This window comes from Thermanaeromonas sp. DSM 22490 (genome assembly GCF_056378755.1).
Map to the genome: position 1 here is coordinate 164,798 of NZ_JBJHHE010000003.1, position 23,221 is coordinate 188,018.

Here is a 23,221-nt window from a genome sequence, read left to right on the forward strand (position 1 = left end):
CGAGGAGGCCGCTGAAGTGAGCATCAGTGTTAAAGTACGCCTTTATGCTACGCTTAACAAGTACAATCCTTCCGGCCCTAATGCCGGAGAATTTACCCTTAAAATTGAGCCCGGTACTAGCCTGGGCAGGCTGTATGAAGTACTGGGAATACCCTCGGAGGAAATAAAGCAGGCCTTTATAAATGGGAGAAGGGTGGAGCCCGACTATATTTTGCAAGACAGCGACGAAATAGGAATCTTTCCTCCCATAGCCGGGGGCTAAAAGAGGCGTGATTACTATGATTAAGGAGTTTGTCTATAAAGAGGAAATCGAGGGCGCAACTATATTGTACCGGGGTTTATCCGATCTCCGGCGCCTTTATGTGGAAGTTACCAACCGGTGTGATGCGGGATGTATTATGTGTGTACGTCGCACCTGGAGGGAAGCTGAAGGAGATTTGAGTTTTGAGCTGTTTCAGGCACTTATGGATGAAGTGCCTCGCTTTCCCTTACTGGAATGGCTTTACCTGGGCGGTTTCGGCGAGCCTTTGTTACATCCCCGGCTTTTGTATATGATAAGGCGTGCCCGGGAAAAAGGTTTGAGGATTAAAATTTCTTCCAACGGGCAGTACCTACCGGCCATGGCCGAGGACCTGGTCCAACTGGGAGTGGAGGAAATTATAGTTTCTTGCGATAGTGCCACTACAGAAAGCTTTGAAGCCATTCGCGGCAGCTCCTTGGGGCGCTTGGAAGAGGGTATCCGGGCGCTAAATCGGGCCAAAAAGAAATATGAAAGTATCCATCCGCGCTTGGTGCTGGAGTTTGTGGCTATGAAGCGCAATCTTCAAGAGCTTAAGGACCTACCCGGCCTGGCCAGCCGCTGGGAAGCCCTGGCTTTACTGGTAACCAATTTGCTACCCTATAGTGCCGATATGAGAGGTGAAATACTTTATACTTATCCTGCGGCCAGCAAGAAGGTCAAGGTCGACGGTATAATGCCGGAAAATTATGTGGATATAGGTTCCATAGTGTGGGAAGCGGCAGCAAAAAAATGGTTTACCTGGGGAACAATTAAATTGCCTAGGATGGTCTGGGGTGCAGCGCGCAATTGCCGCTTTGTCAATTCGTATTCGGCTGTAGTCACTTGGGATGGGGAGGTAACTCCTTGCTATCCTTTATCCCATTCCTACTCATGCTTTGTTTTCGGTCGCCGTAAAGAGGTAAAAAGGTATTCTTTCGGGAATCTAAAGGATTCCAGCCTGTATACTCTGTGGACCTCGGAAGAATACGTGAGGTTCCGCGGAAAAGTCAGGTTGTTCAGGTTTCCTTCCTGCGTCGACTGCCAACTGGCATACACCTGCGATTATCCGGCCGAAAACTGTGATTGCTGGGGTAATGACCCTTCTTGTGCCGACTGCCTCTGGGCACAGGATATAATTCAGTGTCCTTAAGATGGCACTAGAGGGGATTTTCGTGGCCTGCTCAATGAGCCCTTTGCAAGAGTGCCGGTCTGGAGCTTTACTTGTTTTGGCTGCGGCTTATAGCGTATAATAGGGTGACGAGGTCAATATGCTCTCTGGGTGAAAGGGGGTTAAGTTAGGCTTAATTGTGAATTTAAGAACAAAAGTGGAGTGGAAGCGGAGTGAGTCCGGAGAAGGTCCGGTCCCTTGCTGTTAAGTATAACTTAATAAGGCTCCTTCCGGGCAGAACTTCGAGGGTTTCTTCGGCGACTTCGCTCATACTTGACGAGAAAAGGCAACAAACAGTGAACCCGTTCTTCTTGCACACTTCGCCATTATGTGATAATATTGACTTTACAGTAGTAATAGTAATATATAAGCACTAGAGGAGGCCACAAAATGAAGATACGCTGGCTTGGTCATGCAAGCTTTTATATTACTACCCCGGCAGGAGTACGGGTAGTTACCGATCCTTATGGACCTGATGTTTCGCCCGCAGCCAAGGTGGTAGAGGCCGATGTAGTTACTATAAGCCACGAACACTGGGATCACAACTACCTGCAAGGGGTAAAGGGCGACCCTCAAATTTTGCGGGGCTTAACAGCTGAAGGGGAAGATTGGAATAAAGTGGATGCAACTTTTAAAGATGTTCATGTTTACACCGTTCCTGCCTACCATGATGAGGTACAGGGGGAGAAGCGGGGTAAGAACGCTATTTTTGTTTTGGAGATAGGAGATTTGCGCTTGGCCCACCTGGGCGATCTGGGCCACGTCGTAGACCCGGAACAATGCCAAAAAATTGGACAACTGGACATATTAATGGTGCCTGTAGGCGGGTACTTTACCATTGATGCTCGCGAGGCCTGGCAGATAGTGGAAACTTTAAAACCCCGGCTGGTATTGCCCATGCACTATTTGACAGCCGGCATGCGCGGCTTCCCCATCGCAGGAGTGGACGAGTTTACTTCGGGCAGGGCTAATGTGCGGCATCTGGGCCGCAGTGAAGTAGAAGTGGATAAGACTACACTGCCGCCGGAAACAGAGGTCTGGGTCTTAAGCCTAGAGGAGGGCGGTTTTAACCTGTAGCTCGGCATGACGGGAAGGGATACCTTTGCCACCATAGCTGGCCCGGCGGAAGTGGAACTAAAAATCGAACGTTCCCTGTTTATCAGTTGTGTTAAAGAAGTGACTACTGAAGAGGAAGCGCGGGATTTCATAGCCTTACGGCAAAGGCTTCACCGGCAGGCCACCCATAATTGTTTTGCTTATCGGATAGGCCTGCCTCCCAGAGAAGTTCTATATTATAGTGATGCTGGAGAACCGAGCGGTACGGCGGGACGTCCTATTTTAGGAGCTATTTTAAGCCTAGACTTAACCAATGTGGCAGTAGTGGTAACTCGCTATTTTGGCGGTAAAAAGCTGGGTGTGCGAGGGCTGATCGAGGCTTACGGGCAAGCGGCGCGCCAGGTATTGGAAAAGGCCGGCCGGGTAGAAAAGGTAATTACACAGCCAATAACCTTAACTTGTCCGTATACCACCCTGGAACGCGTACTTTACCATATAAATTCTGGTGGTGGCCGGGTGGTAACCGCGGACTACGGTCCCTTGGAAGTATATTTGCGAGCAGAGGTACCTCTCTCCATATATGAGGAATTTCTTCAGAAGGTAGCTGCTATGGCCGAGGTTAAAGAGCAAAAATGTGACGGCCAATGACGGTGATTACCCTTCTTCCCGCGCTTTTATCCTCAACATTCGCCACAGCAGGTCCAGGGCGCTTTGGCTGGCCCGCCATTTAACCTCGTCCCTCGTTCCCTGAAAGAGCTCTTGGCGCACCTGGGTGTCTCCCTGTAAATCGACAGCCAGATATACAAGTCCTACCGGCTTAGCAGGCGTCCCTCCGCCGGGGCCGGCAATGCCGGTAACTCCTACGCCCACATCGGTGCCGGCCAAGGCTCGCACTCCTCGGGCCATGGCCAGGGCCACTTCACTGCTCACGGCTCCGTGGAGGGCCAAATCCTCAGGGGATACTCCCAAAAGCTTTGTTTTAGCTTCATTGGCGTAAGCGATTATCCCCAGCCGGAAATAGGTTGAACTCCCAGGGATATTGGTTAAGCGGTGGGCCAGAAGGCCGCCAGTACAGGATTCAGCTACGGCCAGAGTCAGGCCCCTGGCGGCCAGAAGACTTCCTACGACGCCTTCCAGGGTGTCCTCGTCCGCTCCAAAAAGGTAATCGGATAGCCGCTGGCGGATTTCTTTTTCCACCGGCTCGATAAGGGCGAAAGCAGCTTCGGTAGTGGGAGCCTTAGCCGTGAGGCGCAGGTGGATTTCCCCGGTTTTGGCCAGGGGAGCAAGGGTGGGGTTGGTATTATTCAGGAGGTCTTGCACTTTTTCTTCTACTGCCGATTCTCCCAGTCCAGTTATCTTTAAAACTCGGGAGAGGATGACTTCGCTACCGCTGCCGTATTTAGTAAGCAGGGGCAAAAGTTTATCTTTAACCATGGAGCGGAATTCCCCCGGCGGACCGGGCAGGCAAGCATAGAGTTTACCTTTATAATCGAGAAAAATACCGGGAGCAGTACCTAAAGGATTTTCCAAGACTTGACCTCCGCGCGGGATCAGGGCTTGCTTAAGGTTTTGGACCGGCATGGGGCGGTTACGAGCGGTGAAGAAGCGAATGATATGTTCCCGGGCCCCAGGGTCTTCTTCCAGGGGTACCTCTAAGGCCGCTGCCAGGGCCTCCCGGGTGAGATCATCTTCTGTAGGACCCAGGCCCCCGCAGAGAATAATAAGGTCTGCCCTTGCTTGCGCTTCTAAAATAGCCTGCTTTATGCGTTCCAGATTGTCACCTACTACTATTTGCCGGTAAAGGTTAACACCTGCAGCAGCTAATTGCCTAGCCAAAAAGGCAGCGTTGGTGTTCACTATCTGGCCGAGCAAGAGCTCAGTACCAGTGAATATTGCTTCAGCCAGCAAGAAAGCCCACCTTCCTTTCCTTTACAACCCAGCCATATCAAGGATAAATAAGCGCACGACCATACGTGCGCCGCCAGGAAGGCGTTTTCCTTCCTTGACCTTAATGCTGGCTTGCTTCCACTTCACCAGCTACAGGCCCATGACTTCCTTCGCCTGCACTTTGGCTATTTATGATAGTTACTGTCAGCCCCAGGGCTAGCCAAAGTAGAAGAAAGAGGACCAGAGATACTTTCTTCATACTTTCACCCCTCGAGGCCCAGTATAGCAGAGGCAGGCTAGCGTTGCAATGGTCTACCCGGGAATTTATAATTATTTCAGGATTTCTTAATACTTTCTTCGTTTTTCTGTAGTAAAATGACATGGTACAATAGTGTGTGGTGGATGGAGTAAAGGTTTTAAGAAGGAGGGGACTTCTTATGTATGATCGCGAGGGCAGGCGGAGCTTGGGGTTGCTCTTACTGGTGGTATTTTTGGCGGGAGTAGCAGTTACTACTATCTTTTTTGTTCTGGGCGGAGCTTCCCGCGCTTTTGCCTTGCCGCCGCAGACTGCAGCGGAGCCTAAGATAACTGCCGATACGGCAGCAGCTCCCAACTTGCCACCAGGGCTGGGACCTGAGAGTATTGCCAATATCGTGGAAGCAGCCAGCCCGGCAGTGGTAAGGATTGATACTCTAACCGAAAGCGGTGGCCTGCCGGCACCCTTTAACGATCCCTTTTTCCGTCAATTTTTTGGGCTGCCCTTCGGTGGCCAGCGACAGGAAAGGTCGTTAGGTTCCGGTTTTCTTATTTCTTCCGACGGCTATATTTTGACCAATGAGCATGTAGTAGAAGGGGCCCAAGAAGTCGAAGTTACCATCGTCGGTTTTGACCAGCGCTTTAAAGCTAAAGTAGTGGGGGCCGACCGCGACTTGGACTTGGCCGTGTTAAAGGTTAATGTGGGCAAGCCCTTACCCTACCTGAAACTGGGAGATGCCGACAAAGCGCGCGTAGGAGAATGGGTTATTGCCATAGGTAATCCTTATGGCCTGGACCATACGGTAACCGTAGGGGTCTTAAGCGCTAAAGGGCGTCCCATTGATACCCAGGATCGCCATTACGAAAACCTGTTGCAGACCGATGCTTCCATCAATCCTGGTAATAGCGGTGGGCCCCTTCTCAACCTCCGGGGAGAAGTGATCGGCATCAATACGGCCGTCAAGGCAGACGCCCAGGGAGTGGGCTTTGCCATCCCGAGCACTACCGTCCAGCCGGTGTTAAACGATCTAATGACCAAGGGCAAGATTAGCCGGCCGTGGTTGGGAGTGTTCTTACAAGAAGTAACACCTGATATCGCAGACATCTTGGGTATGAGCAAGCCAGAAGGCGTGTTGGTTAGGGAAGTGGTAGCCGGGGGCCCAGCGGCCAAGGCCGGTATTAAAGGTGGAGACGTAATTCTTCAGGTGGATGGACAGGTAGTGAACTCGGCCAGCGAGCTGGTGAAACTTGTTCAAAAGAAGCAAGTGGGGCAGGCAGTACAGCTTTTGATCTTCCGCCGGGGTGGCCAAATTAACATCACAGTCACCTTGACGGAAAAACCATCCGCCTGGTAGCTTTCCAATCTTTATTATTTATTAAGTTATTAAGGCCGGGGCTTCCGCCGGGGGAGGCGGAGTTTTAGTGGGAAGAGGGCGGGGCGGAAAAAAGACAAAGAGTGAAGAACTCTAGCAGGCTGTTTTCCGGGAGCCGGAAGGATATCTTCGGCTCCCTTGATTTTAGGAAGAGGCGCCTCTACCCGGGCAAGGCTGCTGTGGCGGTAGCCGTAGCTAAAATAAATTAGCAGCCCTAAGGCCATCCAGATCGCAAAACGGATCCAGGTCAGGCGAGGTAAATTTATAAAAAGATATCCGGCGAAGGCCATCGCTAGAAAGGGGAGAAGCGGTACCAGAGGTGTGCGGAAAGGCCTGGGCAGGTCGGGCTTGGCGTAGCGCAGAACTATAACACCGATAGATACAATAATAAAGGCTGACAGGGTACCAACATTGGCCAGCTGGGCAATTATTTCGATGGGTAAAAATGCAGCTATAAGCGCTATTACTGCTCCTACTAGAAGGGTAGTTAACCAGGGAGTATGGAAGCGGGGATGGACCCAGGCAAAAAATGGAGGTAGCAACCCGTCTCGCCCCATGGCCATAAATATCCGGCTTTGGGCGTAGATGTCCACCAGGAGTACGCTGGTCAGCCCGGCCAAAGCCCCTATGCCGATGAGCAAAGAGGCTCCCTGGATGCCTGCATCCAGAAGAGCAGTAGTTACAGGGGAAGCTGTATTGAGTCGGGTATAATTGGTGAGGCCGGTGAGGACAGCGGCCACGGCCATGTAAAGAAGGGTAGAGATGAAAAGGGAACCGATAATGCCTCGCGGTAAGTCCCGGGCGGGATTGTGGACCTCTTCCGCAGCAGCGGAGACAGCATCAAAGCCAATATAAGCAAAAAAGATAATGGCTGCTCCTTGCACCACTCCCGGAAGACCGAAGGGAAGAAAAGGGTGCCAGTTAGCAGGATTGACTCGAGGAGAGCCTAAAGCTAGAAAGGCCAGAATTACCAGGAGTTTAATGGCTACCACGATTTTATTAGTGGTCGCGCTGGTTTTGGTGCCAATAATAGCCACAAGGGTCATTAGCAGAGTAACTAGAATTGCTGGCAGATCAATTATACCACCTTTAAAGGGGGGGTTGACTAAGGCGGCCGGCAAAAAGATCCCGGCAGAGCGCAGCATGTCGGTAAAGTAGGAGCTCCAGCCAAGGGCTACTGCTCCGGCAGCCACCATATACTCCAGGACTAAATTCCACCCGATGATCCAGGCTATGATTTCTCCTAAAGCAGCATAAGTGTAAGTGTAGGCGCTGCCGGCTACCGGTATCATGGAGGCCAGCTCAGCGTAGACCAAAGCTGCCAGGGCTGCAGCTATACCTGAGAGTATAAAGGAAAGGACCAGGCCCGGACCAGCATAATTGGCTGCAGCTACTCCGGTCAGAACGAAAATACCGGTACCGATAATAGCTCCTACGCCCAGGGCTATTAAATCAACTGCATTCATGTTGCGTTTTAATTTTCCTTCCTCCTGGACATCTTCCAATAGCTGGCTTACAGGTTTGGTCCGCCAGATGCTCATGTTCCCCTCACCTTTTACTTGTAGTTTGTTTTAGTATATACCCCTGGCCCAGGCCTATACGGCAAAAATGCTAAAGATAGCAGGAGAATAGATAATTTTGTCGAATTAGCCGTCAGAAGGGGGCCAATGATGCGGGGTAAAAAATTGTTGTTTCTAGCTTTACCGGGCCTTTTATTGGCGCTTTACTCTTACATATCTTTACCTTTTTCCTTCTCGCGCTCTCCAGGGGCGGAAATTGTACCTTGGGCAAGCTACAGGCAGGTAGTGTTGGATCCACCTCCTCTAAAAGTAAAGGGTGAAGTTATGGTACCGGCCGGCCAGATTTTGGGCGCCGGCAATACTTACCTTCCCCTGTCCCGCGCGCTAAGTCTCCTTGGTTTACCTTCTTCTAGTCGTGATCTTAACGAAGTCCGGCTGCCCGTCTGGGGTAGTGGTAGCTCAGGATACTCCCACTATCGTTACTATCCTGTCTATAATATTCAGGCCCGCCTGGAGCCCGAAGAAAGGTTAATACAAGGCAGGCTTTTCCTGGCTTATCAGAATCCTTACTTTTATCCTTTGTCTGAGCTCCAGTTCAATCTCCCGGCCAACGGCCTGCCAGGCACAGGGGATTTGCTCACCATCCACCAGGTACTTTTGAACAGAAAAGAAGCTAAATTTAAAGTTCAGGGTGCCAGGCTCCAGGTACCCTTGATTCAGCCCTTGCTCTCCAAACAAACTGCCGCTGTGGAAATCATCTTTTCCACTCGTCTACCTCCTAAGCCTGCACGGCTGGGTATTTTTGATGGTGTAATAATGGTTTCCGGCTGGTACCCGTTGCTGGCGCCGCGGCAGAAGGGCTCATGGCAGGGGATGGCGGAAGGGGCAACCTTTGGTGATCCCTATTTTGCCGATGCAGCTTATTATAAAGTAGATTTGGATTTGCCTTCCGGGCCAACGGTAGTGACCAGTGGGCGCGTTACCAGCCGCCAGGAAAAGCTCGGTCGGACTGTCTGGTCTTTCACCAGCGAGCTTCCCATCCGCGAGTTTGCCTTTGCTGCGGCGGACGACTGGCAGTTTAGCAGCCGTACCATAGGACGGGTAAAGGTTGTTCTGGCTGCTAGAGGTCAACCTTTGCCTTCCACTCTGGAGACCGCGGGGAAAGCTCTAAGTTATTTCCAGGAATATTTTGGGAGTTATCCCTTTTCTTACCTTAATTTAGTAGAAGTGCCCCTGGAAAGCCTGGTAGGGATGGAATATCCCGGGCTCATTTTTTTAAGCACCCTGAAAAGCTATAGCCCGCCGGTTGTAGTTCACGAAGTAGCCCACCAGTGGTGGTATAACCTTGTGGGAAGCGATAGTATCAGGGCGGCTTGGATAGATGAAGGCCTGGCAGAGTACAGCACTATGCTCTACTACGGCGCTACCGGTCTCAATTTTTACCGACAACGAAAAGCCACTTTAATAGCCGAAGCGGGAGAAGGCCTCCTGCCCCTGGAAAAGGATTTGACCAGCTATCCTTCGGAAGAAGATTATCGCCGGATTGCGTACCGCCAGGGAGTGCTGTTTTGGCTGAAATTGGAAGAAAAGATGGGCCAAGCAACTTTGCGGGAAGCCTTACGCTATGTCCAGGAATATTATCGCTTTGATAGGATAGAAGCCCCAAGCTTAAAGCAGATACTGGACTTCTACAGCGACCCTGAGAAATATCTTGCGTATTAACTTAAAAGTAAAGTATAATTGAGGCGAAATTAACAGAATTTCCCCGAAAAGGCAAATCCGTCGAAAGGCGGGGGCGCAAAGCTACAGGGTCTACAGCCGTTTTATAAACGGCTAGGACAGCCGGCTGCCGGGGTGGAACGGGGCTACCCCAAGGAAGTGTAGCCCTTTATTTTTATTATATACGGATGTAAGGAGGCCGTAAAAATGCGAGATTTTAAGTTCTGGCGGAAGAGGAAAAAGGACCCGGTAAAGGAAGAGGTCCATACTAAAAAAGAAGCAAAAGGGTTTTCCTTTTTTGGGCGGTTTAAGCTAGGGACCAAGTTAATGGGCGGATTTCTTCTGGTTATTGCTATTTTTGTGGCCGTAGTTATTATCGTTAATACCGATCTTCAGCGTATTCATCAGTTGGACCTCAAGGTGGGAAAGCTCCAGCAGCACAATCAATTGTTTAGTGAGATGTCTATTTCCATATGGGAAGGTTACCGCCGGGCCACAGATTACATAATTAACGGCTCCCAAACCCATGTTTTAAGTTTTGAGGAAGCCATGAAACGCTTTTATGAGGCCAAAGCCCAGCTGGACAACCAAAATTTAGATGACCAGATGAAAGGTTTTGCTGCCGCCATGGAGCAAGCCGCTAAAGGGTTTGAGAACACCTTTAAAAACAACATTGTTAATACCAGTCAGCAGGACCGTATGCTAACCCTCCCTATCTTGAGTTTCCAGATGGGGGCTGCCGTAGACAACATTAATAATATAGGAAGCCACCTAAAAAAAGAAATTACCCGCCAGCGGGAAGAAGCTCAAAGGGAACTAGATACAGCCATTCTGTATGCTAAATCAACGCTGCTCTCGGGTCTTATTCTCGCCTTCCTCATGGGTTTATTAGTAGCCTTTCTTTTCACCCGCCTTGTCGGTCGTCCCATCGCTCAAATAGTAGCCTATGCCAACCGGGTAGCGGCCGGTGATCTCACGGGAGAGGCGGTAAGAGTAAAATCCCAGGATGAACTCGGGCAACTAAGCAGCGCCTTTAACGCCATGGTACAGAAGTTACGCCAGCTTATTGGACAGGTGCGAGATCTGGCTACGGAAGTGGCCGGATCCAGCCATGACCTGGCCCAGATGTCCCACGAGGTGGGTGAAGCAGCTCGGCAGGTGGCGGTCACAGCCCAGGAAATGGCTCGCGGTGCTGAACACCAGGCCCAGCAGGTGAGCGACACTGCTGCGGCTATCGAAGCGCAGGCAACGCGGATAGAGAAAGTCCACCAGCAGGCAGAAGAAATGGCTAGATCCTCGAGCGTAGTGGTGGCCAAAACGGCTGAAGGTGCCCGCACTGTAGAAGAAGCTAATCAGCAAATGCAGGCCATTTCCCAAAAGATGGGAGGGCTGGCTAAGATAGTAGAAGAGCTGGGTCAGCGCTCCTTGCAGATTGGACAGATTGTGGGCGTAATCTCCGGAATTGCCGAGCAAACCAACCTCCTAGCTTTAAATGCGGCCATCGAAGCGGCTAGGGCTGGCGAACAGGGCCGCGGCTTTGCGGTAGTAGCCGAAGAAGTACGGAAACTGGCCGAACAGTCGGCCCGGGCCAGCGAACAGATTGTAGGCCTCATAAACGAGATTCAGAAGGAAACGACTCGGGTAGTAAACGGTATAAAGGAAGGGGTCCAGGATGTAGAGAAAGGTACCGAGGTAATGGACCGTTGCGGGAAGGCCTTTATAGCTATCGATGAGGCCATTGGCCAGCTTATAACCAAGATTGAGAACGTGACCGGAGAAGCCGAGGGAATGGCTGCCGAAGCTGTAAGAATCAAACAGGCGGCTGAAACCCTGGCCGCCGGCACAGAAGAGGCAGCGGCCGGCACGGAAGAAGTTTCTGCTGCGGCCGAGGAACAGACGTCAGCTGTAGAGAAGATAAGTGAAGCGGCAGGGAAGCTGGCTCAAACTGCCCGCGCTTTGGAGAGCGCTGTGGGCCAGTTCAAACTATAATTTTTCTGCCAGGTCAGCAGGGTTTTAGCCATAGTATGGAAAATAGAAAATAGAGGGGGTGCTATTATGGAACAGCTGGTAGTTTTTCAGCTTGCCGGAGAAACTTATGGCGTGGACATTGGCCATGTTCATGAAATTATCCGCTTGCAACCCATAACTCAGGTCCCCCGGACACCAGAGTTCGTAGAAGGAGTTATCAACTTACGCGGACGCATTATACCTGTAATCGACCTACATAAGCGCTTTGGTCTACCTCCGGCAGAGGCTACGAATAACACGCGGATAATGGTTGTGGAAGTAAACGGAATAACAGTAGGAATGATTGTAGACGCTGTTTTAGAAGTATTGCGCCTGCCGGAAGAGAACATCGAACCCCCTCCGCCTATTATTAAGGGGGTAGATGTGGCTTACCTGCGCGGAGTAGGCAAATGGGAGGATAAGCTGATCATCCTTTTGGACCTGGACCGGGTATTGCGGGAAGGCGAACAAGAGCAGCTTAAGGAACAAGTCGCCGCAGGGGTGGCCGAAGTATGAACAGCTTCGAGATGTCCCAGTACCTGGGTATCTTCTTGGACGAGGCGGAAGAACAGCTCCAGCAGCTCGATGAGGCTATAGTTCTCTTGGAACAGGAGCCCGACAACCGGGAGTTGCTCAATAAGATTTTCCGAATCGCCCATACTTTAAAAGGCTCTTCTGCTTCCATGGGCTTTGAAAAAATGGCCACCTTAACCCACCGTATGGAGAGCGTGTTGGATGCTCTGCGCCAGGGGAAATTAGTAGTCAACGCTAATATCATCGACCTCCTCCTGGCTTGCCTGGACAAGCTGCGAGAACTTAAGGAGCAGCTCACTAGCGGCCACGAGGGAGAAGTGGATACCGCCGCCTTAGTAAAGCGCCTGGAAGAGATGTTGGCTGGAGGAGAGGCTGGGGAAGCCAGAGCACGGGACGCGGCGGCGGCCGATTTGCCGCTGCAGCTCGATGATGTGGAAGAAAATGTGATACGGGCAGCAGAAGTCCGCGGATACCGGGCTTATGAAATAAAGGTAGAACTGGAACCCGATTGCCGTATGAAGGGAGCCCGGGCTTTCCTGGTGTTCAACAATTTAAAGGACCTGGGGGAGATAATCAAAAGCGAACCTCATACCCAGGAATTGGAAGCAGAAAAATTTGAAAATGCTTTCCGCATGGCCTTTGTAAGCAAAGAAGATCCCGATACGCTGGCCAATGTCATTAAGTCCATTTCGGAGATAAGAAACGTGACGGTGCGACCCCTGGTGCTAGAAGAGGATAGGGAGCAGGCTAAAATAGGCCAAGGAGAGACAGTGGCCGGCGCAGACCTGCGGGCCGTCGGTGGACAAGAGACGACCGCCCAGCGTGGTTCAGATCGCAGGGCTACCCAGACGGTTAGGGTGGACGTGCAGCGCTTGGAAACCCTCATGAACCTGGTAGGCGAGCTGGTTATTGACCGTACGCGCCTGGCAGAAGTGAGCAACAACTTGAAGCAGAGGATGGGCAATGACGAACTGGTGGAAATGCTGGACGAAATTTCCATGCACATCGGGCGGGTTACTTCCGACCTGCAGGAAGAAATAATGAAAGCCCGCATGTTTCCCATTGACCAGGTGTTCAATCGGTTCCCCCGTATGGTTCGGGACCTGGCCCAAAAGGCGGGGAAAGAAATCAACTTTATCATTGAGGGCAGGGAGACGGAGCTGGACCGGACGGTCATCGAAGAGATCGGCGACCCCTTGATCCATCTTTTGCGCAACGCTATTGACCACGGTATTGAAGACCCCGAGGAGAGGGTGCGCTTGGGTAAACCCCGTTACGGTACTATCACCCTCAAGGCTTTTCACCAAGAGAACCAGATCGTTATCACCGTGCAGGATGATGGCCGGGGAATGGATCCCGAATACCTCAGGCGCCGGGCTGTGGAGAAGGGTTTGCTCTCGCCAGAGGCAGCAGCTCGCCTGAGCAAGCGGGAAGCTTTAGATCTTATTTTCTTACCCGGCTTCTCCACTTCGGAAAAAGTTACCGATGTTTCCGGCCGGGGGGTAGGTATGGATATTGTACGGGCGCACCTGGAAAAAATAAACGGCACCATCGATATTCAGACTACCCCTGGTGCCGGTACCTGTTTTACTATTAAGTTGCCTTTAACCCTGGCCATAAACCGCTCCTTGCTCGTCGCCTTGGGGGAGAGGGTTTATGCTTTCCCCTTGGCCAATGTTCTAGAAATAATCGAAGTGGAGGCCTCGCAGGTGAGGCGCGTCCAGCATCAGGAAGTTACGGTGGTCCGCGGCCAGGTTTTACCCCTTGTGCATCTGGCCAAGGCTTTGGGCTTTAAAGGCCACTGGCACTTTTCCAACGGAAAAGCGGCGGTGGTTATTGTAGGCCTGGCTGAAAAGCGGGTGGGCTTTATAGTAAATTCCCTTTTAGGCGAACAGGAGATCGTAATTAAGTCCCTGGGCAGCTATATAGGAAAGATACCCGGTATTGCGGGAGCTACCATTATGGGAGATGGGCGTGTAGCCCTGATTTTGGATGTTCATAGCCTGATCGATCATCTAGGAGTTGAAGAACAGGGTGAACTGGCCGGCTAGCATGGAGCGAGCGCAAGCCAAGCAGGCCCGTAAACAAACCTGGGGATAACTCAGTGTCCGCCAGGCTTAAGTTTTTCTTACTGTTGACGATAAGTCTTAACGATGAAGTATTTTCATCAGATCATATCCTAGCCGGGAGTGAGACAATTGAAGATTTACGGGCAGGGGCCGGTAAATATAACCAAGATAATTAACGCCTACACTCGGCCGGTAAGACCCGACCGCAAAGAAGCCAAATGTGAGGCGGACCGGGCAGAGATTTCCGCGCCGGCCCGGCAATTGCAAGAGCTACTGCGCTTTAGCTCCGAGCTTCCGGACGTACGAGAAGAAAAGGTTAAAGAGATACGGGCTCAAATTTTAGATGGTACCTACGAGATAAGCCTTGAAGCCCTAGCGGAAAGCATCTTGCGGGAGTTAAAATCATGAGGCCATCCCTGGCTGAGGTTCTCCAGCGCGAACTGGAACTATTGCTTAAGATTCGCGACCTTTGCCTTAGAGAGCAGGAGCATCTTCGTAAAGACGATCTTCAAGGAATACAGGAACTGCTAGTGGTCAAGGAACAGGCAGTAAAAGAACTGATAAGCCTGGAAGGCGAGCGGGAAGAAATACACCGGGATCTGGCGAGATATTTTCACCTCCCCCCTGACTCCGGGTTAAGGGACCTTTTGGCCGCGGGGGTGCTGAGCCCAGAACTCGAGCGAATGGTGGAACAGCTTCGGACAGTGCTGACAGAACTTAAAGAGATTAACGAGACCAACACTCTTCTGATTCGCCAGTCTCTAGCTTACGCCCGTAAAATATTGGCATTTTTAACCCCCCATTTGGAGCAGCGGCCGGCTGTTATAGATAAGAGCGTATAGAACCCTGCGAGAGATGGAATGGCAAAAGAATGGCAAAGGACTAGGGAGAGGAGGGTTCCGTTGTCTGGGGGAACATTCTTTGGTATAAACACGGCCTTGCGAGGCCTCCTAGCCCAACAAAAAGCCTTGCAGACCACCGCCCATAACATCGCCAATGCCAGCACCGAGGGCTATACCCGCCAGCGGGTGGTAATGGTACCTACCCTTGCCTACCCGGTACCCGCCATGAGCCGTCCCGGCGGCCAAGGCTGGCAGGTAGGTACAGGAGTGGACGTCCAGGAGATAAGGCGCCTCCGGGACCAATTCCTGGATGGGCAAATCCGTTACGAGACTCGTGCCTTAGGAGCCTGGGAACGGCGGCGAGATGCTCTCCGGGAGATTGAAGAAGTCTTTGCTGAACCCTCGGATACTGGCTTCAACACTATATTGGGCCAGTTCTGGGCTTCCTGGCAGGAACTTTCCAAAAACGCAGAGAGCTCTCCGGTACGGACTACGGTAGTGGAAACGGCTACGGCCCTGGCGGAGGCTATGCGACATACTTACCAGCAACTGGAAACTATTCGCGAGGATCTCAATCAGATCATGGAAATAAAAGTAATAGAAGTTAATTCCCTCGCCCGACAAATAGCAGACTTAAATAAACAAATCAAAGATATCCAAGCTGCCGGTGATCAGCCCAATGATCTCATGGATCAGCGGGACAAACTGCTGGATGAGCTGGCGAGGATAGTAGATTTTAAAGTAAAGGAGCAGGCTGATGGAACCATTCAGGTGCTTTTAGATGGTCAAGATCTTGTAGAAGTAGATTCCAACGGAGATTTGGTTAGAAGTCTTAAATCCGAGCGCGACGTCAACAATAACACGGTTGTCCTCTGGCAGGACGACACTGCAGTAAACATAAAGAACGGCGAACTAAAGGGCTTGGAGAAAGTACGGGATGAACAGCTAGCTGTCTTCACTGCGAATTTGAATACTTTGGCCAATGGATTGCGAGACCGAGTTAATGAACTGCACCAACAGGGGAAGGATTTAAACGGTAATGACGGTGGCCAATTTTTTACCGGAAGCAATGGGGCTGCAGATATTGATGTAAATTCGGCCATCAGGAACGATGTTACCCTGATAGCCGCTGCTACTACAGGTAGTCCCGGAGCTCCCAACCCGGGGGACGGCAGCAATGCCCTGCGGATTGCCCAATTGCAGCACACGCTATTGCGGGAAAATGGGGGTACTCTGGTAGAGAGCACTACGGGCGTTACCTTTGACGACTATTATAAGAATTTTACTGCTCGCCTAGGAGTGGCAGCCTACGAGGCAGTTCGAATGGCTACCAATCAAAAGTCCCTTGTGGACCAGCTCACCAACCGGAGAGAATCTATATCTGGCGTGTCTTTAGACGAGGAAATGGCCTATATGATCCAGTTCCAGCGCGGCTACGAGGCGGCAGCCCGGCTTATGACCACTCTAGATGAAATGCTGGATACCCTCATTAACCGCATGGCGGCTCGTTAACCTTTTCACCTTCCGAGGGGGAAGGACTTATGCGTGTTACTAATCGTATGCTCATTAATAATGTTCTTACCAATATCAATAACAACTTGCAGGTGATGAGTAAAGCTCAAAAACAGATGTCGTCAGGCAAAAGGGTGAGTCGTCCTTCCGATGACCCCATTGTGGTGGCTCGCGTCCTTTCTTTTAAGACGGCCCTGGCAGAGCAGGAGCAATATAATAAGAATATGGAGGATGCGAAGAGCTGGCTGGATGCTTCTGAAAGCGCCCTCAACATGGCCACGGCTACTTTACAGCGGGCCCGGGAATTGGCCGTATATGGGGCTAACGGCACTATGCCGGAAACCTCCATGAAGGCCTTGGCCGCCGAAGTAGACCAGCTCATTGACGAATTAGTGCAGACGGCCAACACTTCGTACGGAGGCCGATACCTCTTTGGCGGCAGCCAAACGACCAACGCCCCCTTTGCCAGGATTACAGATCCTGCGGACCCTGACTACCCGGTGAAATATAGCGGTAATGATGGTAATTTAGACTGGGAAGTCGCTCCCCAGGTTACTTTAACTGTTAACGAAAATGGACAAAAAACCTTTATGGAGGCGGTGGGTGCTAAGAGTATCTTTAAGCTACTAGCCGAGCTCCGGACAGCCCTAGACAACGGCCAGTATGACCAGGTAGCTGCTACCCTAGGGCAGTTTGACCAGGCTATAGATCATTTCCTCAAAATCCGCGCCACCCTGGGCGCCAAGAGCAACCGCGTGAGAATGGCTCAGGAACGCCTCTTTAGCGCCAAGATCAGCCTTACGGAAACCATGTCTAAACTCGAGGATATTGACCTAGCCGAAACTGTTATGAACTACAAAAACCTGGAAAATATCTATCAGGCCTCTTTAGCCACGGCGGCTATGGTACTACAGCCCACACTCATTAATTACCTGCGTTAGAACCCGTCCTTATATTTTGGTTTTAGTTTTCAGGGGGGTTGAGGGAGGGGAAACTGTAAATGAAGTTTAAAAAAAGGAGCCCCTGGCTGCTTCTATTGGTAGCAGCTTTTTTCTTCTGGAGCCACCTCAAGCCGGCCCTGGCTGCTTCGGCGCCCCAGATTACTAGTGTTTCTCCGGCTAACGGTCCCATGACCGGCGGTACGTTAATCACCATAAACGGCTACAATTTTACAGTGGGAGCTGCCGTGTATATCGGACCTAATCCCGCTCCAGAAGTGTATTTTAGAAGCAGCACCCGCCTGGAAGCGAGGACACCGGAGAGTTCGGTTTCCGGCAAAGTGGATGTTAAAGTCGTCAATCCCGACGGACAACAAGCAGTTCAGCTGGAAGGTTTTCGGTATGATCCTGTAGTCACGGAAGTGGAGACAGGTGAAGGCCGTACAGGCAGTACCGTCGGTGGGCAGCCTGTTACGGTTAAAGGGAAAGGTTTTAAAAATGGATTAAGCCTTTATATTGGCGACGCCCTGGCTACCGGTATAACTGTTTCTTCTGATGGTACTCAAATTACTGCTTTGACTCCGCCGGGGAACGTAGGAAAGGTGGCTGTAAAAGTCGTCAATCCCGACGGGGGAACGGGAATTTTGCCAGCCGATGCGGCCACCACTTTTGAGTACCGGTTGAGCCAGCCCCAGATCTCCAGCGTGTCTCCCGGCAGGGGCACCTGGCTAGGGGGTACCGAGGTGACCATAAGAGGCCAGGAGTTGAGCTCCAGCGGCACTGTGCGCTTCGGAGGCGTACCGGCTACCATCAAGAGAGCTACGGGTATTACAGAACTGGTCGTGGTGACACCCCGGGGTGCAGTAGGTGTCCAGGATGTGACCATTACCAACCCGGATGGCCAGACGAGCCCTGTCACGAGTGCCAGTAAATATGAATTTATCATAACCCCGGTAATTGACGCCATTACACCTAACTATGGTACTCCCTATGGGGGTACAGAAGTAACGATTGCGGGCAGCAATTTCCCCCCAGCCGCTTACACCGTTGTTACTTTTGGGGGAATGCAAGGCAATGTCACAGTAGTTGAGGCCACCTATGTTAAAGTTCTTACACCCCCTGGCGCCCCTGGGCCTGTGGATGTGGAAGTTTATGATTCAACCGATCGGGATAAGGCTTATAAAGTATTTCAAGGCTTTACCTACGTAAGCCAAGTCAGCAGCCCTGTCATAACTAGCATAACGCCTAACTCGGGGAGCCAAGATGGGGGAACGGAAGTCATTATTACCGGCAGTGATTTCCGATCCGGTATAGAAGCCCCCCTTAAAGTTAAATTTGGCAATGTATATGCAACTCAGGTCACGGTAAAGAGCACTACAGAACTCTTAGTCATTACTCCCCCCAGCCCCGTGACCGGGCCGGTAGACGTTACAGTGGAAAACCCGGACGGGGGACGTGTTACGAAAATCAACGGGTTTACTTACCTTGCACCGGAGCGGATCCTTTTGATAACTAGCATCACTCCCAATCAGGGTTCCATGGAGGGCAACACGCCGGTTACTATTAACGGGGCCAATTTTATTCCCCCTAGCGACCCCAATGTCATAAGTATCGAGCTGACCATTGGTGGTAACCCGGTAAAGAACCTATCCTGGGACGAGGTTAATAAAGCCTATAAAGCTGTAACGCCTCCAGGTTTTGGGACCCAGGATGTGATATTGATAATAACTCGCCAGCAAGATTCCCAAATTATTACCGAAAAAGCCCTGTTGCCCGGTGGCTTTACCTACCGGGTCCCGGAAAGTCGTCCGGTCATCACCAAAGTGGAGCCTGCCGGGGGACCCTTATCCGGCGGCACCTTGATTACCATTACTGGTAACGATTTCCGGGCGCCTAAAGCAGGGGAGACACTCCAGGTTTTTATAGGCGATCTACCTGCCAGCCAGGTACAGGTGTTGGACAGCAGTACCATTATTGCTGTTACCCCGGCCTCTACCACTACTGGCTTGCGGGACGTTATTGTAATAAACCCCGACCTGGCTACGGCGGTGCTGAAAAACGGTTTTACATACCTGGCCAGCACCATGACTATTGTGAGCGTTACACCTGACAAGGGACCGGTGGATAGGCCTACCCTTATTACTATTACAGGTGCTAATTTCAACCAGGATAAAGACGAAGCAGGTACTGTTTATATCGTAGTGGAACTGGGAACACCCCAGGATGGGTACCTGCCCGCTACCAACGTCACTGTTAGCCAGGACGGTTCCACCATAACGGCGGAGACGCCCCGGTTTACAGCAGGTACCAAGGACGTAGTGGTGCGTAACCGCTTTGGCAGTGCTACCTTGCCCCAGGCTTTTACTTATTACGTACCCCCAAGCACTCCGGCCATTATAGGTATTAATCCCTTCATGGGACCGACTACGGGCGGCACTCCAGTCACTATTTATGGTGAAAGATTCCAGGCCAAGGCCCAGGTGACTATAGGAGGAAAGGCAGCTACCCAAATGGAAGTGGTAAGCCCCGGGGAAATTAAGGCAGTCACCCCACCCGGTCTGCCTGGGCCCCAGGACGTGGTGGTCACCAACCCCGACGGCGGCCAAGCCTTCCTTCCAGGCGGCTTTACCTACATAAGCCATCCGGTCATCACCCGTGTATCTCCCGACCGGGGAAGCAGGTTGGGAGGTACGATTATAACTCTGACTGGGTCTAATTTTTATCCCGGAATGAAAGTGTATTTTGGTAGTGTGACGGGGGTTGTGTACGGTACAGTAAGTGGCGAGGTATACCAGGTACCGGAAGCGGATGTTCTGGTAATTGACCAGCAGACGGCCAGGGTGCGCGTTCCCGCCTGGCCGGCGAGCGTGGACCCTGCAATGGGTTTGAAAGTGGATATAGCAGTGGTGAACAGTGATGCTTCCGAGAGCCCGGATGGTGGATATGTTGTAAGCAAAGGGATATTTACTTATCGCGAGCCAGCAACTTCTCCTTCTATACAGCAAGTAACACCTAATTTTGGACCAACCCAGGGCGGCAATGAAGTGCTGATAACGGGCGGCGGCTTCCAGCCTGATGTCAAAGTCTACTTCGGTTGGGCCGAGGCGACAGTCTTGGACGTTACGCCCAATCAGATCCGGGTAAGGGCTCCGGCCAACAGTCCGGGTTTCTACGATATCACCATCATAAACACTTATGACACAGGAACTTTGGTGGCCCCAAGAGCCTATGAATACCGACAGCCCTTGACCTCGCCCCGTGTTACCGGAGTCTTTCCTTCCCAGGGACCGGCTGAAGGCGGAACCCTCCTGGTCATCAGCGGAGAATACTTCTGGCCAGGAGTGAAAGTCTTTGTAGGGACTAACGAGGCTTGGCTTTATGTGGATGGCAGCGGCAAAATGGTTCCTCCGGGGCAGGGCAGCCCTAGGGAACCCTTAGTTAGTGCCGACGGCAGGACGATTTTTGTGCATTCGCCGGAAGGCCCTAAAGTGGGAGATACTTTTCTTACAGGCCCGGTGGACGTTACCGTGGTAAACCCTGACGGCGGCAGCGCAACTTTGCGTAATGGCTTTACCTATAAGCTTCCAGACAGCCGGCCCGCTATTGTGTCTTTAGACCCTACTGTGGGCACAAATCGTGGGGGCACTCCGGTGACCATCACCGGCAGTGATTTCCGCCCTGAACTCCAGGTATATTTTGGCGGGGTCAAGGCCACTGTCAAAAATATTACCTCTACTTCCATTGAAGTGGTAACTCCAGCCCATGAGGCCGGCTTGGTGGACATAACGGTGGTCAATAAAGACGGAGGTGTCGCCACTGCCTACGGTGCCTTTGAGTACCGCCGGCCCGGGAGCGAGCCGGTTTTAAAAAGCATCACGCCCAATGTGGGTAGCGTCATGGGCGGTACTTCAGTCACTCTAATAGGTGAAGACTTTCGCCAGGGGATAAAGGTCTATTTTGGTGGGGCTGCGGCTTTAGAAGTAATGAGGGTAGATTACCAAACCCTCACGGCCGTCACGCCGCCTGGAAAACCTGGAGCGGTGGACGTTACTGTAATAAACCCTGACACTGGTTCTTATACGCTGTCCCGCGGCTTTATTTACCAGAGTTCAGTTCCCAGGATAGATGCCGTAGTCCCTGAGCGTGGCCCCCGGGAAGGCGGCATTAAGGTGGTCATAAGGGGAACGGACTTCGTGGGACCGGTACAGGTCTTTTTCGGCTCGGCCCAGGCCACGGTTGCCAATGTAACGGAAGGCGGTACCATGGTGGAGGTAACCGTCCCTCCCGCTGCCGGGGGACGCCTAGGGGCGGTAGACGTAAAATTGGTTAACGCAGACGGCGCTGAAGCACTGCTGGAAAAAGGCTTTACTTATGTAGTACCCGATAGCCAGCCCCAAATCACAGGAATAGATCCCACTTCCGGCAGCACCACAGGCGGCAACTGGGTCACTATTACCGGTGAAGACTTCCGGCAGGGCCCGCAGGTCTTTATCGGCGGGCAGCCTGCCCTGGCTGTAGTACTGGTTAACAGCCAGACCCTGCGCGTAAAAACCCCTCCCCATAGCGAAGGGCCCAAGGATGTCACCGTCACCAACTATGACGGCGGCACCTTTACTCTGCCTCAAGCCTATACTTACAAGGTGCCGGAGAGCGAGCCAGTCATCAAGAAGGTGGAGCCGGGCCGCGGTCCCCAGGTGGGAGGTACGGCCATCACCGTTACCGGTTTGGACTTCCGCGAGGGGGTAAAGCTTTTTATCGGCGGTGCTCCTGCCCAGGACGTGCGCAGGGTGGACTACCGGACCCTCACCGCTATTACCCCTCCAGGTGCGGAAGGGCCGGCTGATGTGACAGTAGTCAACCCAGATGAGGGTACTTATACCCTGGAGCGGGGATTCACTTATTATCACGTAGAGGTCCCTATTATCCAATCCGTTACGCCTAACGAGGGACCGGCCACCGGCGGGACGGAGATAACCATAAGCGGGAACAAATTTGCTAAAGGCGTACAGGTATGGATAGCCGGCAAGCCAGCCCAGCAGGTAGAGAGGGTAAGCGATACCTTCATAAAGGCTGTTACTCCACCCGGAGCGGTGGGCTGGCAGGAGGTGCGAGTGGTTAACCCGGACGGCGGCTGGAGCGCTCTCAGCCAGGGGTTCCGTTATTTAAAGCCCCGGGGGCGCCGGAAACGCCTTCCGGTTTTAAGGCGACTATACTTGACCCCCATACCATCAAACTTACCTGGGACCCGGCCGAGTTCGCTAATTACTATGAGATCTGGGTGAGCGAGTCCCCCGGGGGACCCTATCGCTTCCTCACCCAGACCAAGTCCACTACCTTTTACAGCGAGGCCCTGCCGGAAGGGGCAGGCTACTTCTTCCGGGTGCGGGCGGTAAATGAACTCGGCTACTCGGCCTTTACTGCTGAAGGATACGCCGAGGCAGAAGAAGAGGAGAGTTCTAGCTCTACGGAAAGCAGCGTTCGGATTGTAACCGGAAGAAAGGGAATAGAGGCTATTCTGGAGAGGGAAGATGTGCTGGCCAGGGATTACAGGCTAGACCTTAAGGAAGCCCCCTATAATGCTGGTCAATACACAGTTAGACTAGCAGGCGCTGCAGCTAAAAGCGCTCGGGGGAACTTAACCCTTCTAGTAGGGCAGGAACTCACCATTTCCCTATCGGCCTCGTCCCTTTATGAAGTTTACCGGAATTCTCCTCGGGTAGATGAGCGCGATACGTGGATAGAGATCATCCTGGAAGATGCCGGCCAGGTGGAGGCCGAGGCCTTATGGAAAGGGCTTCCCCAGGGTTCAAGAATCCTTTCTCGCGTGTGGAATATAAAACTTCAAGTAAGGAGCGGCCGTTACCTCTATCCCCAGGTATTCTTCCCGTCGGGAAGTGTCCTATCCCTTAACCCTATCAACACTGTAGCCCGGACTCCAGTCATATATGTACTTACTCCCTATAGCCCTTCCTGGCATCCCGTAAGCGACCTTTACGCGCCTGGGAGGGCACCCCTTCGCCTGTCCGGTAAATATGTATTGGTGGATTACGGGGGCTGGTGA

18 protein-coding genes and 1 riboswitch are annotated in these 23,221 nt (G+C 52.1%); of the genes, 15 read left to right on the forward strand and 3 right to left on the reverse strand.

All coding sequences use genetic code 11. From position 1 onward, the window contains the following. Positions 1-16: 16 nt before the first annotated feature. The 4 genes from AC1BI1_RS03685 to AC1BI1_RS03700 all read left to right on the forward strand — a co-directional run bounded on the left by AC1BI1_RS03685 (position 17) and on the right by AC1BI1_RS03700 (position 3,152). Entirely contained in the window at positions 17-262 is a 246-nt protein-coding gene (locus AC1BI1_RS03685; protein WP_476715905.1) for a MoaD/ThiS family protein, read from the forward strand. A gap of 16 nt (positions 263-278) precedes the next feature. After that, the gene (locus AC1BI1_RS03690; protein ID WP_476715906.1) at positions 279-1,430 is read left to right on the forward strand and encodes a tungsten cofactor oxidoreductase radical SAM maturase; all 1,152 of its coding nucleotides are present in this window, start codon (positions 279-281) and stop codon (positions 1,428-1,430) included. Between the two features lie 408 nt (positions 1,431-1,838). Further along, entirely contained in the window at positions 1,839-2,525 is a 687-nt protein-coding gene (locus AC1BI1_RS03695) for an MBL fold metallo-hydrolase (protein ID WP_476715907.1), read from the forward strand. A gap of 6 nt (positions 2,526-2,531) precedes the next feature. Continuing rightward, complete coding sequence (locus AC1BI1_RS03700) at positions 2,532-3,152, forward strand: IMPACT family protein (protein ID WP_476715908.1); 621 nt, start codon at positions 2,532-2,534, stop codon at positions 3,150-3,152. A 6-nt stretch (positions 3,153-3,158) separates the two neighbouring features. Here AC1BI1_RS03700 and AC1BI1_RS03705 read toward each other — a convergent pair whose 3' ends face one another. Both AC1BI1_RS03705 and AC1BI1_RS03710 read right to left on the reverse strand, forming a co-directional pair. Continuing rightward, on the reverse strand, positions 3,159-4,412 hold the full coding sequence (locus AC1BI1_RS03705; protein WP_476715909.1) for a competence/damage-inducible protein A: 1,254 nt from the start codon (positions 4,410-4,412) through the stop codon (positions 3,159-3,161). 100 nt (positions 4,413-4,512) lie between these two features. Then, positions 4,513-4,650, reverse strand: coding sequence for a hypothetical protein (locus AC1BI1_RS03710; protein ID WP_476715910.1), 138 nt, complete (start codon positions 4,648-4,650; stop codon positions 4,513-4,515). Positions 4,651-4,828: 178 nt separating this feature from the next. Between AC1BI1_RS03710 and AC1BI1_RS03715 the strand changes: the two genes are divergently transcribed. After that, positions 4,829-6,001 (forward strand): S1C family serine protease, encoded by a 1,173-nt coding sequence (locus AC1BI1_RS03715; RefSeq protein WP_476715911.1) that lies wholly within the window; start codon positions 4,829-4,831, stop codon positions 5,999-6,001. A gap of 29 nt (positions 6,002-6,030) precedes the next feature. Here AC1BI1_RS03715 and AC1BI1_RS03720 read toward each other — a convergent pair whose 3' ends face one another. Continuing rightward, positions 6,031-7,560, reverse strand: a complete 1,530-nt coding sequence (locus AC1BI1_RS03720; RefSeq protein ID WP_476715912.1) for an amino acid permease — start codon at positions 7,558-7,560, stop codon at positions 6,031-6,033. Between the two features lie 129 nt (positions 7,561-7,689). Between AC1BI1_RS03720 and AC1BI1_RS03725 the strand changes: the two genes are divergently transcribed. From AC1BI1_RS03725 to AC1BI1_RS03770, 10 genes are all read left to right on the forward strand, one after another. Beyond that, positions 7,690-9,261: a M1 family metallopeptidase gene (locus tag AC1BI1_RS03725; RefSeq protein ID WP_476715913.1), complete on the forward strand. Its 1,572-nt coding sequence runs from the start codon at positions 7,690-7,692 to the stop codon at positions 9,259-9,261. A gap of 40 nt (positions 9,262-9,301) precedes the next feature. Further along, a riboswitch (cyclic di-GMP riboswitch) is annotated at positions 9,302-9,393 on the forward strand. A gap of 72 nt (positions 9,394-9,465) precedes the next feature. Further along, on the forward strand, positions 9,466-11,247 hold the full coding sequence (locus AC1BI1_RS03730; protein WP_476715914.1) for a methyl-accepting chemotaxis protein: 1,782 nt from the start codon (positions 9,466-9,468) through the stop codon (positions 11,245-11,247). Between the two features lie 66 nt (positions 11,248-11,313). After that, positions 11,314-11,781 carry a chemotaxis protein CheW gene (locus tag AC1BI1_RS03735; protein ID WP_476715915.1) on the forward strand — a complete coding sequence of 156 codons (468 nt, stop codon included), beginning with the start codon at positions 11,314-11,316 and terminating at the stop codon, positions 11,779-11,781. After that, complete coding sequence (locus tag AC1BI1_RS03740; RefSeq protein WP_476715916.1) at positions 11,778-13,850, forward strand: chemotaxis protein CheW; 2,073 nt, start codon at positions 11,778-11,780, stop codon at positions 13,848-13,850. Before AC1BI1_RS03735 ends, AC1BI1_RS03740 begins: the two co-directional genes overlap by 4 nt. Positions 13,851-13,997: 147 nt before the next feature. Further along, positions 13,998-14,276: a flagellar biosynthesis anti-sigma factor FlgM gene (flgM, locus tag AC1BI1_RS03745; RefSeq protein ID WP_476715917.1), complete on the forward strand. Its 279-nt coding sequence runs from the start codon at positions 13,998-14,000 to the stop codon at positions 14,274-14,276. After that, positions 14,273-14,710 carry a flagellar protein FlgN gene (locus tag AC1BI1_RS03750; protein ID WP_476715918.1) on the forward strand — a complete coding sequence of 146 codons (438 nt, stop codon included), beginning with the start codon at positions 14,273-14,275 and terminating at the stop codon, positions 14,708-14,710. The genes flgM and AC1BI1_RS03750 overlap by 4 nt, the downstream gene beginning before the upstream one ends. A 60-nt stretch (positions 14,711-14,770) precedes the next feature. Further along, positions 14,771-16,222, forward strand: a complete 1,452-nt coding sequence (flgK, locus tag AC1BI1_RS03755; RefSeq protein ID WP_476715919.1) for a flagellar hook-associated protein FlgK — start codon at positions 14,771-14,773, stop codon at positions 16,220-16,222. A 29-nt stretch (positions 16,223-16,251) separates the two neighbouring features. Beyond that, the gene (flgL, locus tag AC1BI1_RS03760; protein WP_476715920.1) at positions 16,252-17,163 is read left to right on the forward strand and encodes a flagellar hook-associated protein FlgL; all 912 of its coding nucleotides are present in this window, start codon (positions 16,252-16,254) and stop codon (positions 17,161-17,163) included. A gap of 59 nt (positions 17,164-17,222) precedes the next feature. After that, a complete protein-coding gene (locus tag AC1BI1_RS03765; RefSeq protein ID WP_476715921.1) occupies positions 17,223-22,442 on the forward strand; it encodes an IPT/TIG domain-containing protein in 5,220 nt (1,739 codons plus the stop codon). Then, positions 22,388-23,221: a hypothetical protein gene (locus AC1BI1_RS03770; RefSeq protein WP_476715995.1), complete on the forward strand. Its 834-nt coding sequence runs from the start codon at positions 22,388-22,390 to the stop codon at positions 23,219-23,221. Before AC1BI1_RS03765 ends, AC1BI1_RS03770 begins: the two co-directional genes overlap by 55 nt.

What these genes read in the sequence shown, in the direction of transcription:
- AC1BI1_RS03690 (WP_476715906.1), top strand. Translation starts at nt 279, where the DNA reads ATGATTAAGGAGTTTGTCTATAAAGAGGAAATCGAGGGCGCAACTATA.
- AC1BI1_RS03695 (WP_476715907.1), top strand. Translation starts at nt 1,839, where the DNA reads ATGAAGATACGCTGGCTTGGTCATGCAAGCTTTTATATTACTACCCCG.
- AC1BI1_RS03700 (WP_476715908.1), top strand. Translation starts at nt 2,532, where the DNA reads ATGACGGGAAGGGATACCTTTGCCACCATAGCTGGCCCGGCGGAAGTG.
- AC1BI1_RS03710 (WP_476715910.1), bottom strand. Translation starts at nt 4,650, where the DNA reads ATGAAGAAAGTATCTCTGGTCCTCTTTCTTCTACTTTGGCTAGCCCTG.
- AC1BI1_RS03715 (WP_476715911.1), top strand. Translation starts at nt 4,829, where the DNA reads ATGTATGATCGCGAGGGCAGGCGGAGCTTGGGGTTGCTCTTACTGGTG.
- AC1BI1_RS03720 (WP_476715912.1), bottom strand. Translation starts at nt 7,560, where the DNA reads ATGAGCATCTGGCGGACCAAACCTGTAAGCCAGCTATTGGAAGATGTC.
- AC1BI1_RS03725 (WP_476715913.1), top strand. Translation starts at nt 7,690, where the DNA reads ATGCGGGGTAAAAAATTGTTGTTTCTAGCTTTACCGGGCCTTTTATTG.
- AC1BI1_RS03730 (WP_476715914.1), top strand. Translation starts at nt 9,466, where the DNA reads ATGCGAGATTTTAAGTTCTGGCGGAAGAGGAAAAAGGACCCGGTAAAG.
- AC1BI1_RS03735 (WP_476715915.1), top strand. Translation starts at nt 11,314, where the DNA reads ATGGAACAGCTGGTAGTTTTTCAGCTTGCCGGAGAAACTTATGGCGTG.
- AC1BI1_RS03740 (WP_476715916.1), top strand. Translation starts at nt 11,778, where the DNA reads ATGAACAGCTTCGAGATGTCCCAGTACCTGGGTATCTTCTTGGACGAG.
- AC1BI1_RS03750 (WP_476715918.1), top strand. Translation starts at nt 14,273, where the DNA reads ATGAGGCCATCCCTGGCTGAGGTTCTCCAGCGCGAACTGGAACTATTG.
- flgL (WP_476715920.1), top strand. Translation starts at nt 16,252, where the DNA reads ATGCGTGTTACTAATCGTATGCTCATTAATAATGTTCTTACCAATATC.
- AC1BI1_RS03765 (WP_476715921.1), top strand. Translation starts at nt 17,223, where the DNA reads ATGAAGTTTAAAAAAAGGAGCCCCTGGCTGCTTCTATTGGTAGCAGCT.